The sequence below is a fragment of the Paracoccus onchidii genome (assembly GCF_028294535.1).
GTDB lineage: Bacteria > Pseudomonadota > Alphaproteobacteria > Rhodobacterales > Rhodobacteraceae > Paracoccus > Paracoccus onchidii.
Genome location: NZ_JAQBIE010000050.1, coordinates 1 through 10,273, shown reverse-complemented (window position 1 = coordinate 10,273; position 10,273 = coordinate 1). Strand labels below are relative to the sequence as shown.

The window sequence follows — 10,273 nt, the reverse complement described above, 5'->3', positions numbered from 1 at the left end:
CGGTGATCTGCGCGACCGCGTCACGCTTGAACTCGGCGCTGAAATTGCCTTTGCCCATCTCGGCCTCCTTGCCTCAAAATTAGGGAAGAAGGCGTCTACGAATCTAGGGGCTATTCATTCGTTCCCGTTTCCGGAACGGCAGGTGGCTGTTTTCGGCTCGGTTGTTGAGGCCCTGGTGAGAGCGATGCTCCAAGCCTGACGCAATGTGACAACTCCGGTTCGGGTAACGGGATCAAGATGCAAGGTTCATTTGATCTTTACATTAAGACCATATGGACTATATTGAGACCAGTGGAGGACGCCATGTACGTTGCAGAGAAAATCCGGGAACCTGCACAGATCAACGCCGTCGCGTTGAAAGCTTATGCACGCGTGGCCGATTCTTGGGGTCTCAGCCTCAAGGAAGCGGCTGGCCTTGCCGACATGTCAGAGAGCACGTGGAAGCGCGCCAAGAAGCCGGAGTTCGCGGGGGAGCTCACCAAGGATCAGCTTCTGCGGTTGAGCGCCGTCATCGGAATTTACAAGTCGCTTGAGCTCTATTTCTCCGAGCCGCTCGCGCGCAACTGGTTCACCCGACCGAACACCGGTCCGCTGTTTGGAGGCGGCCGACCAGTCGACACCGCCATTGACGGGGGCTTGCCGCAGATCCTCGCGGTTCGGACCTATCTTGATGCGTTGCGTGGTGGGGCATGAAGCAGACCGAGATTTCCGATCGCGGTCTCGTTCGTCTCCTGCCCGCCACCTACCATAAGCCACCATCGCTGCGCGGCCTTGTCGATACCGATGACGAGATGGAGATCTTGGCAGAGATCGAGGGCCTGACCAGTGGACGTCTACAGGCCGAACGCGGGCGCAACCCGCATCTGGACCCGCGCGAACTCGCATGGCAACGCCGCAGCCGCGATCTGCGCATCTATGGGGACAGTCACGTCAACGCCGCCTTCACCTATACCCGCGCCGGCGGAAACCGCTTCAACGCCGAGGAGCGCGGCGCCTGGTACTGCGCATGGAATGTAATGGTTTCTGTCAGCGAAGTGGCCTGGCACCGCACGCGTGAACTCGGCTTTATCGGCAGCTTCCATGACAGCGCCCGCTATGTGGAACTGCTGGCCGACTTCATCGGCGTCTTCGACGACATGACCGATGAGGCGGGTCATCCGGCGCTGCATCCGGATCCGGTTGTCGGGTATCCCGAGGGCCAAAGCCTGGCCCAGCATTTGCGCCGGGGCGGATCCAAGGGACTGATTTACCCTTCGGTCCGCGCTCCTGCTCCGGGCGGGAATTGCTTGGTCTGCTTCGAGCCGCACGCCATCCAGAACGTCCGACCGGGCGCGTCTTGGGATCTTGTTTGGGATGGGACACCACACTATTCGATTGCGGCTGCCGGCTGACAAGTTGGCTTTGTCAGGTTGCAGACGGTCCGATCGCCGAATAGCGAAGGGTCATGCTGAATCTATGCGACCTGTCCCGTATCAAGGGCTTCCGATTTCCGCGCTCCGTAATCGGCTATGCCGCATGGGCGTATCTGTTGATTTCCACCCAGAAGTGACCCGGGTCACTTCTGGGTGGAAATCAACATCTTCTGGCGGGAAAGAACGGCTTGGACGGGTGTCGAAGGCCGGTCAGGCCGATATCCGCAGGCTTCTGATCATCGGCGCAATGGCGCGACTGAGTGCCGCGCGGCGCAAACCGCCGGTACGAGGATCCTGGCTATCGCGCAGGGCCATTGCCCTGCGGACCCCGAAGGCGTCATGGGCTGGTTTCGAAATCGATCGCTGGCACCGCAGCTTCCGTGACGGGTATGCCGAGCGCAGTGTATCCGTTCAGGACGGCGATGCGGACCTGGAGTTCGGCGACCTGACGGTCAAAGTGCCGTGTCATGAGCCGCTGGCCCAGCAGTTTTACACAATGCATCTTCGTCTCGACGCGGCTCCGGCGGTGGTATCCGCTCCATCGTCGCCAGAGGGCTCGGCCGAGGTGTTTCGCGGCGCGCAGGGCCTCGTTGCGGGCTATGGCTCCGGCGGTGACGGCCTCCACGGCTTGGCGTTCTTGCGTGGTGGGATGACAGCGTGGGCGCTGCGGTCAGCGATGGCATCGTGGCGCTTGCGCGTGTCGTAGGCGCCGTCGGCGGTCACCGAACCGATTTCTTCGCCAAGCGGTATCTGACTGAGCAGATCGGGCAGGACAGGTGCGTCACCGATATGGTTCCCGGTGATCTCGACAGCGCGGATCTCCAGTGTTTCCTCATCAATTCCGAGATGGACATTGCGCCAGGCCCGCCGCTTGGGGCCACCGTGCTTGCGGGTGTGCCACTCGCCTTCGCCCTCAACCTTGATGCCGGTGCTGTCAATCAGCAGATGTAGCGGGCCCTTGGGCCCGCTATAGGGGATGTTTACGGCCAAAGTCTTCTGGCGGCGCGAAAGCGTGCTGAAGTCCGGCACTGTCCAGTCGAGACCGACCAGCCGCAACAGGCTTTCCACGAAGCCTGTCGTCTGGCGGAGGGCCATGCCGAACAGCACCTTCATCGAAAGGCAGGTCTGGATAGCGGCATCGCTGTAGGTTCGCTGGCGGCCACGCCTGCCTGTCGGTGCGGCATCCCAGGTCACAGCGGGATCGGATCGAACCAAATGGTCAGTGAACCTCGGCGCTTGAGCGCTTCATTGTAGGCTGGCCAGTTCCTGGTCCTGTAGGTCGGGGGCGTAGGTCTGCTCATGCATCCCAGCCACCACGCTGGATTCACGAGATGAATCCCTCATGGGATTTGCGCAACAGAGCCACCGCATCAGGATGACCTTGCCGTCATGAATGCGCTCGGGCCGGTCAAACCCGGAGCGCTCAAGCAGCAGGTTGTTGCGCTTCATGATCCGATAGACGCGCTTGTGGTTAACAGGCGCAAGGCCTTCCGCCTTGAGTTCACGGTTCAGCACCGCAGTGATCCGGCGGTAGCCGTATGTGGGGCGCTTCGCCACCAACTGCTCGATGCGTGGCAACACCGCCGCGTCCTAGGCTTTATGATAGCCCCGACGCGGCTTCGCCCTCCCATTCAGCCGCTCATGCAGGTTCGAGCGGGACACGCCCAGAGTTTCGGCAACGACTTTCATGGCAAATCGTCCCGTTTCAACGACTGCACACGCAAGGTCGGTTTTTTTTAACCGTGACTTGTCGAGTGCTTCCTTCAGGATTTCCACCTCCATCGTCTTGCGGCCCAGTTGGCGCTCGAGCTCACGGATGTGGGCTTCGATTTCACGGACGATATTGTTTCCGTTCACGCTGTCGTCTTGGTACACAGCGACGCTTCCTCCTTCCAGCATCAACTTTCGCCAACGATACAGGAGATTGGGGGCGACGCCATTGCGAGGGGCAACGGCAGAAATGCTCTCACTGTCATGAAGGGTTTCTTCCACGATCCGCAGCTTCTCGGCCGCAGACCAGCGCCGACAGCGGCCACCATCGGTAATAATTTCAATCTCAGACATGAGTACATGCTTAAGGCTATCCTTAAGCCTCCAGGCGCAGGCCGAGGTGTCCGGTCGAAAAAGGGGCCAGTTCAGCAACCTAGCAATGCCGTCTGGACATACCAGCCTGAAAAATTCATCTTAGGGGGTATTACTAGGTGCCGATATCAAGCACTTTCTGTCGAAATTTATTCAACCAATCTGTGATTGTCTGTCCGGAAAGGATCATCCGGGGCAGCCTTTGCTACCTAACACGACGGACGGAGCGAGCGTGGACGATCTTTCTGAATCCCTGCCCGGGAAGCTGGAGCGCGCACGTGTCGCCTGGTTTTACTTTGTCGGTGGTCTGACGCAGCAGGAAATCGCGGCAAAGATGAACATGACCCGTTTGCGGGTCAACAAGATCATCGGTCAGGTTCGGGAAGAAGGTGCCGTACAGGTCGAGGTCAACCTGCCGCTTTGTGACTGCATCGCCTTGGCTGAGGACGTTGCAGAACGCTATGGTTTGGCAGAGGCGTTGATCGTGCCCGATCTGCCCGACTATCTGGAACAGAAGCGCGTCATTGGCGAGGCGGCCGGCGTGATGGCCGGCGCATTGATCGAAGGCCGTGACCTGGGCATCGGCATCGCCACCGGGCGCACGCTTAGCTTTGCGGTTCGCCGGCTTGTGGCGCGGCCCCATTCCAACAGCTGGGTCGTCGGACTTACGGGCGGTGTCACCCGGTCTTCGGGCACCAACACCTTCGAGGTCGCGACCAGCCTTGCGCGAAAGCTGGGTGTCGAATGCCATTATCTGACCGCGCCGCTCTACTGCGCATCGCCTGACAGCCGCGAGACCTTGTTGCTGATCGATGAACTGACGGATGTCCTTGCCCGGACCGAGATCGCGGATTTGGGCATCGCTTCTTGCGGTTCCCTGGCCGAGGATACCACCCTGACCCAGATCCGGGTGGTCAAAGACCATCTGGACGAGGTTGAGAAACGAGGTGCGGTCGGCGAATTTCTGGGCTGCTTTCTTGATGCTCAGGGTCGCCCGGTCGACCATTTCCTGAACGACTCGATCATCGCGCTCAGCCCGGAAAAGCTGAAACTGAAGCCGATGTCGATGCTGGTCTCGGGCGGGGTCGAGAAGGTGCAGATCATTCGCGCGGTCTTGCGTGGCGGCTATGTCAACCGGCTGGTCACGAATGAAGGCGTGGCCCGCGCGTTGATGGCGGGGCCACGCTAGAGGATCAGGTTTCGGCCAGCGTTTCTTCCAGTGCACTGGCCATGGCGCGCAGCGTGACCCAGGTCGAAGCCGCGCCCGGATCGATATGGCCAACGGATCGCGCGCCCAGCTTGGCCGAACGTCCGCGCCGCGATTCCAGATCTGCCGTGGCCTTCATGCCTGTCTCGGCCCCGTTGCGAGCAGCATTTATGACATCGTGTTCGGTCCCGTTGGCTGCAGCTTTTTGCGCGGCCTGCACGGCGGGCACCCAGGCGTCGATCATGGTCTTGTCGCCCGGCTCGGCCCGGCCACGATCCCGCACACCTTGCAGCGCGGCTGCCAGCCACGCCGCAAGCGCCGCCGCATCAAGGTTCAGCCGATCCCCGACAGCGGCGCCTGCCCGCAGGAATGCGGTCGCGTAAAGCGGACCGGATGAGGCACCGACCGCATCCAGAAATGCCTTGGCCATGCGCTTGCAGCTGCCTTCGATGGTTTCATCCTCTGGTGCGTTATCCAGCGCCGCTTGCACCGCCTTCCAGCCGATTTCCATCGTGACGCCATGATCCCCGTCGCCGATGACTCCGTCCAGTTCCGACAGCCAGTCGCGATGGGCGATGATCTCATCCCCCGCGCGGCCCATCATATGGCGAAAGATCTGCGGGGTGATCACACCCCCTTGTTGTAGCTTGCGAGGGCTTTGCGTCGTCTTTGTGGCATCACTGGATGCCGCTGCCTTGCGCATGGAACGCGCGCTGCCTGCCGTTGCCCCTTCGATCGCGCCGACGGTCAGGGCGGGCGTGCGACAGGGGTGGTCCAACAGCCGGGTCAGTTCGTCGTCCAGCTTCATCAAGGTAATCGACGCGCCTGCCATTTCCAGCGAGGTGGCATATTCGCCCACCCATGAATAATGGATTTCAATGTCTTTTTCGTCCAGCACCTGCTTGAGGCGGTCGAAGATGATGTAAAGCTCGACCAACGAGGTCGAACCCAACCCATTGACCAGAACTGCCACCCGAGCACCGCTGTCAGGTTGCATTTCGGACAGGATCGCACCCAGAAGTTCGTCTGTGACCTGATCGGCTGTGGCCAGCTTTTCGCGACGGATGCCCGGCTCGCCATGAAGGCCCATGCCGATTTCCATCTCGTCATCGCCGATCTCGAAATTCGGCTTGCCGGTCTGGGGCAGCGAGCAGGCACCAAGAGCCACGCCCATCGACAGGGTCGCGTCATTTGCCTTGCGCGCCAATGCTTCGACACGGGACAGCGGTTCGCCAAGATCGGCGGCCGCCCCGGCAATCTTGAAGACAAAGAAATCACCGGCGATCCCGCGCCGTTCGCTGCGCCGATCCTTGGGGGCCGAGGCAATGTCGTCGGCCACCTGAACCTGGCGCACACGGGTGCCTTCGGCCTCCAGTTCCTCGGCCGCCATGGTGAAGTTCATCACATCTCCGGTATAGTTGCCATAAAGGAACAACACTCCGGCGCCGCCGTCAGACGCGCGCGCCGCATCCAGGATCTGCTCAGGCGAGGGCGAGGCGAAGATGTTGCCCACTGCCGCCGCATCTGCCAGCCCGCGACCGACATAGCCCGCAAAGGCCGGCTCATGTCCCGAACCGCCGCCGACAACGACGCCGACCTTGCCGTCGCGCGGACCGTCCACCGCGACGATGGCCCGACCGGTGCCACCCTCGACGCACAGCATGTCCGGGTGCGCAGCGACCATGCCCCGGATCAACTGCGGGATGATGTCTTCTGGCGCGTTGATAAGTTTTTTTGTTTTCGTCATGGGAAGATCCGTTTTGTCAGGTCAGGCGCCGTCACGGCGAAGATAGCGGCGCGACAATGCATCGAACGAGATCGCCAGAACGACGATCGCCCCCGACACGACGCCCTGCCAATAGGGCGATACGCCGAACAGCACGATGATGTTTTCGATGATGGCGATGATGCCTGCGCCAAAGATTGCCCCTAGGGGCGATCCGACACCCCCGGTCGTGGCGACCCCGCCGATCACTGCAGCGGCGATTGGTGCCAAGACCCATGTCTGTCCAATCGAGGGCTGCGCCGTGCCCAGTCGCGCCACCATCAGAAGGCCCGCCAGCGCCGACAGCATCCCCGCAAAGGTAAAGACCAACAGGCGGATGCGATCCACCCGAATGCCCAGCATTCGCGCCGCGGCCGCATTGTTGCCGATGGCATACATGTAGCGGCCCATGGGCGTTTTCAGTGTCAGGAACAAGGCGACCGCCAGCACGACCAGCATGATCAGGAACGGGACCGGGATGCCCAGAACATCGCCGCGGCCAAGGAACTGGATACCCTGGGGGATGCCGGTGATTGCCACGCCCTTGGTCAGGACAAGAATGGCCCCGCCATAGATACCCGCCGTGCCAATCGTCAGGACCAGCGAGTGCAGCCCCAATGCGGTCACTAGAAAACCGTTCACGAAGCCCAGCAGCATTCCCAGCCCCAGCGCAAGGATCACCGCCACGCCCCAGGGCAGCCCGGCTTGCACCATCAGCATGCCGGACACGACGCCGCACAGCCCGCCGATCGTACCAAGCGACAGGTCCAGTTCGCCAAGGATCATCAGCGAAGATTGCGCGATGGTCACCAGCCCGACAAAGGCCAGCCCCCGTGCGATGACCGACATGTTATAGGCCGTCAGGAAATAGGGCGAGATCAGCGCCGAGGCAGCAAAGATCACCACCAAAGCAGCAAAGACTCCGGCCAGAGGGTTTCGGATCAGAATTGAAAGCACCGAAGGCGCGCGCGCCGCGGCGGTTGTGTCAGTGGACATGATGAGCCTCTGCGTCGTTTCGGGGCGCGGCGTCCGCCCCGCTGCCGGTCGCGAAGATCGCGCCGACCAGGGTTTCGGTATCGCTGGATGCCGCGTCGAAATCGCCGGTGATGCGGCCGCCATGCATGGTCAGGATCCGACTTGCACAGCGCCGCAATTCGGTCATTTCAGACGAGATCAGGATGATGCCGACGCCATCTTCGGCCAGTTCCTTCATGATCCGATAAATCTCGGCCTTGGTGCGAATGTCGATGCCCTTGGTCGGTTCGTCGAAGATCAAGATGCGTGGCGTGGTGGCCATGGCGCGTCCGATGATCGCCTTCTGTTGGTTGCCGCCCGACAGGTTGGAAATACGCTGACCGGGACCGGCAGCCTTGATGTCGTAATCCTCGATGACGCGTCGCACCAGCCCGCGCTCTTTGCCGAAATCGATCCCCGCCGCGCCCGAGGTCAGCGACAGGACCGACAGCCCGATATTTTCCCGCAGAGACAAAAGCGGAAAGATCCCGTGGTGTTTGCGCTCTTCCGATAGATACAGCATTCCGCCCGCGACCGAGGCGGCGGTATCGTTCAGACGCCAGTCTTGTTCCTCGACTTGTACCCGACCTGCGGTTGCCTTGCGAAAGCCGAAGATGGTTTGCATCAGCTCTGACCGACCCGCTCCGACCAGCCCGGCAAAGCCAAGGATCTCACCGCGCTTCAGGTCAAAGCTGATGTTGTCGAACATATGTCCTGACAGGTTTTCGACCGTCATGATCCTGTCGGTGACGGGGCGATTAGAGCGGAAATGTTCGTCAATCGCGACCTCTCGGCCCGACATGGCGCGGATCAGCGCGGGTTCGTCGATCTCGGCCACACGGCCCGCATCGACCTTTTTCCCATTTCGCAACACCGTGTAGTCGTCGCCGATTTCAAAGACTTCCTCCATCTTGTGCGAGATGAAAACGATGGCGTGGTCGCGATCCAGAAAGCCGCGAATGATCTTGAACACGCGCTGAACTTCGCGCGCGGTCAGCGCCGAGGTCGGTTCGTCCAGGATCAGCACTTTCATGTCCTGATTGGTGGATGCCCGCGCAATCTGCAGCAATTGCTGATCGGGCACCGAGATATGGCGCACCAGATCCGAAGGCTTCGCGTCGATGCCGAAGCGGTCCAGGTAGTTTTGGGCTTCGGCTTCCATCCGGCGGCGGTTGACGATGCCGCCATGGCCCGTGCGATCAAAGGGCATGAACAGGTTCTCGGCGACACTGACATCGGCGAACAGCGACAATTCCTGCGGGACATAGGCGATGTTGCGAAACAGGTCCGGTTGTTCCAGCGGGTCGTGGCCGTCGATTGCGATGCTGCCACGCGTCGCGCGGTCCGATCCGGTCAGGATCTTCACCAGTGTTGATTTTCCGGCACCGTTTTCGCCCGCCAGAATATGGGTTCGGCCAAGCTCGATCGACAGATCGATTTCGTCCAGCGCGGTCACTCCGGGAAAATCCCGGCCAAGCCCGCGTGCCTCCAGATAGGCCATGTCTCCTCCCACGGCATGTGATGCGGTCGGGCTGATCCCGACCGCAAGGGGCGGCTTAGCCGTCCACGTTGTCCTTGGTCAGGAAGGCGTTGCCCGTATCCAGATATTGCGGGACCGGTGCGCCTGTGGCCTGTGCCCAAAGCAGCATCACCGACCAGTAGCCCTGCAGTTCGGGCTGCGACGCGGACGAACTGTCGGCCACCCCGGACCGGATCATGTCCAGCATCTCGGGCAGGTTATCCAGACCGACCAGCGTGACCTGATCTTCCTTGCCCGCCTCGACGATGGCCTGACCGATGCCGATGGGGCCAGCGGCGTCCGAGGCCACCCAGCCTTTCAGATCGGGGTTGGCCTGCATGATTGCGGCGGCCTGCTGCTGCGCGATCTCGATGCTGTCATTGTCGATGCCTTCGGCCACGACGGTGATGCCCTCGTGTTCGGCAAAGACCTCGCGGTGGCATTCGGCGCGGATCGAGTGGTTGGGTGCGGTCGGCACACCCATCATGATCGCGACTTCGCCTTCACCGCCCAGAACCTCGACCAGACGGCGCGACGCGATCTTGGCCTGCTCGCAGAAATCCGACCCGATATAGGGGATCGCCATGCCTTCGGGCGGGATCGAGTCAAAGATGACCAGCGGAATGTCCTGTCCCTGCGCCGCTTCCAGCGATCCGCGGTTGCCCGACGGGTCCAGCAGGTCGATCGCGATGCCGTCGGGTCGGGTCGAGATCGCGCTTTCGACGATCTGCACCTGCTGGACCACATCGGCGGTCTGCGGCGCGGAGTAGATGATCTCGATATCTGCGCCGGTCTGTGCCTCAAGCGCCTCGGCGGCCATCTGCGCGCCGTCATTGACCTTGTCGAACCAAGGATGAACGACCTTCGGCACGATCAGAAAACGATAGCTGTCCTTCTTGGCGGTGCCTGCAGCGTCTTGCGCAGCGGCGGCCAAGGGCATGGCAAGAGCCACACCGGCCAGCATGGCGGCCAGTTTCTTCATGATATTCCTCCCGTTTGATGTCGCCGGCTGTGCGGTCGACCCCCTCTCGGTGACCCTCGGATGAGGGTTTCCCTACGCATTGATACAGTTGTAACTTAAAAATTACAACTATATTTCGAGCCGGGTTAGCTATCCTCAGGCCCCATGGGGGGATCGTCAAGTTGTTGCCCGAGGTCGAAGGTGGCTGTGCGCTACCGCCTTTCACGGGGCCATGCTGTTCGCGCAGTCGTTACAGCGCTCGAACGCGGTGGCGAGGTTCTGACGGTATGCGGAGGCGGTCATCTTGTGGCAG

Annotated in this window: 7 protein-coding genes and 4 pseudogenes; 4 read left to right on the top strand and 7 right to left on the bottom strand. The window is 61.3% G+C overall.

All coding sequences use genetic code 11. The annotated features are described in order from the left end of the window. Window positions 1–115: 115 nt before the first annotated feature. A pseudogene (locus PAF17_RS19640) lies at window positions 116–193 on the bottom strand (IS6 family transposase); the annotation flags it as partial. A 98-nt stretch (window positions 194–291) separates the two neighbouring features. Between PAF17_RS19640 and PAF17_RS19635 the strand changes: the two are divergent. The 3 genes and pseudogenes from PAF17_RS19635 to PAF17_RS20260 all read left to right on the top strand — a co-directional run. Beyond that, window positions 292–693, top strand: a complete 402-nt coding sequence (locus PAF17_RS19635; RefSeq protein WP_271890761.1) for an MbcA/ParS/Xre antitoxin family protein — start codon at window positions 292–294, stop codon at window positions 691–693. Then, entirely contained in the window at window positions 690–1,391 is a 702-nt protein-coding gene (locus PAF17_RS19630) for an RES family NAD+ phosphorylase (RefSeq protein ID WP_271890760.1), read from the top strand. Before PAF17_RS19635 ends, PAF17_RS19630 begins: the two co-directional genes overlap by 4 nt. Window positions 1,392–1,569: 178 nt before the next feature. Then, window positions 1,570–1,719: pseudogene (locus tag PAF17_RS20260) on the top strand (transposase); the annotation flags it as partial. A gap of 30 nt (window positions 1,720–1,749) precedes the next feature. On the opposite strand, the pseudogene PAF17_RS19620 reads toward PAF17_RS20260, so the two are convergent. Together PAF17_RS19620 and PAF17_RS19615 are read right to left on the bottom strand one after the other, a co-directional pair. Next, a pseudogene (locus PAF17_RS19620) lies at window positions 1,750–2,713 on the bottom strand (IS5 family transposase). Then, a pseudogene (locus PAF17_RS19615) lies at window positions 2,667–3,476 on the bottom strand (transposase); the annotation flags it as partial. The pseudogenes PAF17_RS19620 and PAF17_RS19615, both read right to left, overlap by 47 nt. Window positions 3,477–3,726: 250 nt before the next feature. Between PAF17_RS19615 and PAF17_RS19610 the strand changes: the two are divergent. Beyond that, the gene (locus tag PAF17_RS19610; RefSeq protein WP_271890759.1) at window positions 3,727–4,683 is read left to right on the top strand and encodes a sugar-binding transcriptional regulator; all 957 of its coding nucleotides are present in this window, start codon (window positions 3,727–3,729) and stop codon (window positions 4,681–4,683) included. A gap of 4 nt (window positions 4,684–4,687) precedes the next feature. Here the strand turns inward: PAF17_RS19610 and dhaL are convergent, their stop codons facing one another. Genes dhaL through PAF17_RS19590 form a run of 4 tightly spaced genes read right to left on the bottom strand, consistent with a single transcriptional unit; the run spans window position 4,688 to window position 9,981 of the window. After that, window positions 4,688–6,448, bottom strand: a complete 1,761-nt coding sequence (dhaL, locus tag PAF17_RS19605) for a dihydroxyacetone kinase subunit DhaL (protein ID WP_271890758.1) — start codon at window positions 6,446–6,448, stop codon at window positions 4,688–4,690. A gap of 21 nt (window positions 6,449–6,469) precedes the next feature. After that, window positions 6,470–7,462, bottom strand: coding sequence for an ABC transporter permease (locus PAF17_RS19600; protein WP_271890757.1), 993 nt, complete (start codon window positions 7,460–7,462; stop codon window positions 6,470–6,472). Continuing rightward, a complete protein-coding gene (locus PAF17_RS19595; RefSeq protein ID WP_271890756.1) occupies window positions 7,452–8,981 on the bottom strand; it encodes a sugar ABC transporter ATP-binding protein in 1,530 nt (509 codons plus the stop codon). Before PAF17_RS19595 ends, PAF17_RS19600 begins: the two co-directional genes overlap by 11 nt. A 55-nt stretch (window positions 8,982–9,036) precedes the next feature. Beyond that, window positions 9,037–9,981: a substrate-binding domain-containing protein gene (locus PAF17_RS19590; protein WP_271890755.1), complete on the bottom strand. Its 945-nt coding sequence runs from the start codon at window positions 9,979–9,981 to the stop codon at window positions 9,037–9,039. Window positions 9,982–10,273: the final 292 nt, after the last annotated feature.

Coding starts and splice junctions, on each gene's coding strand:
- PAF17_RS19595 (WP_271890756.1), bottom strand. CDS start 8,981: ATGGCCTATCTGGAGGCACGCGGGCTTGGCCGGGATTTTCCCGGAGTG.
- dhaL (WP_271890758.1), bottom strand. CDS start 6,448: ATGACGAAAACAAAAAAACTTATCAACGCGCCAGAAGACATCATCCCG.
- PAF17_RS19600 (WP_271890757.1), bottom strand. CDS start 7,462: ATGTCCACTGACACAACCGCCGCGGCGCGCGCGCCTTCGGTGCTTTCA.
- PAF17_RS19590 (WP_271890755.1), bottom strand. CDS start 9,981: ATGAAGAAACTGGCCGCCATGCTGGCCGGTGTGGCTCTTGCCATGCCC.
- PAF17_RS19630 (WP_271890760.1), top strand. CDS start 690: ATGAAGCAGACCGAGATTTCCGATCGCGGTCTCGTTCGTCTCCTGCCC.